Annotated in this window: 2 protein-coding genes; both read right to left on the bottom strand. The window is 52.6% G+C overall.

All coding sequences use genetic code 11. The annotated features are described in order from the left end of the window. Window positions 1–328 (bottom strand): hypothetical protein (locus tag KMS84_RS38770; protein ID WP_256921254.1); only part of this gene is annotated, 328 nt, incomplete at its 3' end. 160 nt (window positions 329–488) lie between these two features. Then, window positions 489–711 (bottom strand): hypothetical protein (locus KMS84_RS38765; protein WP_256921253.1); only part of this gene is annotated, 223 nt, incomplete at its 5' end.

Below are 711 nucleotides of genomic sequence, written 5' to 3'. Positions count from 1 at the left end.
CCGGCAGGCTTTTCCCAAAGTACTTTTCATAAGTGAGTGTTCGGAAGCGGCCATGCCGAGGCTTCAAGTAGCGCTGTGCATGAGGATTGGAGAACACTGGATAGGTGACAATCTGCTTCTGAAAGACCCTTGCCAGCCAATGCCAATCGGGTTCAGGCTGACTCTGCCAACGACGGGGGTCAGAGGCATCCCGAACGAAAGTCTGCATGAACAGATCTCGGTACTCTAGGCCTTCATCGGTCACGCCAGCTTCAATCCGAAACGCTGGTTCCATGACCTCAACATCCGTGTACCACCTACTTTGCCCCTGACGACGTTGCACTGCCATTGCTCTCCCTCCTGGGATTTGCACATGAACCTTCCAAGAAATGTGCAAGGTGATTGTCACGGACAGCTGCGTAGTCATGTAGCGGTTAGGCGCTAGCAAGATGTTTAGAGAGTCCGGGGTGATTCACACGTCGCGTTGAAAGCTCAGCCGTTGCGATCGATTAAGCATCGTTATCGAGATCTGCAATCATCATTGCCATCGAGCTCCGACTTGCACCGAGGTGAGTCAGATTTTCGATGTTCTCAGCTGTAAAAAAGCGCCGGCCGGCAGCCACAATCTCTTGGGCCTTTAATATGCTCTGTGGCACCTCACCAACCCACTTCGCAGTGACTGTGAGCTGCCGTGGGCTCATTGCATCAATATCAGTCGAGCAAGTCTTACTG

Origin of the sequence: Streptomyces hilarionis (genome assembly GCF_024539675.1) — a bacterium.
Classification (GTDB): Bacteria; Actinomycetota; Actinomycetes; order Streptomycetales; family Streptomycetaceae; genus Streptomyces; species Streptomyces hilarionis.
Note: the sequence above shows the minus strand (reverse complement) of the source record. Positions and strands in the feature narration are given on the sequence as shown.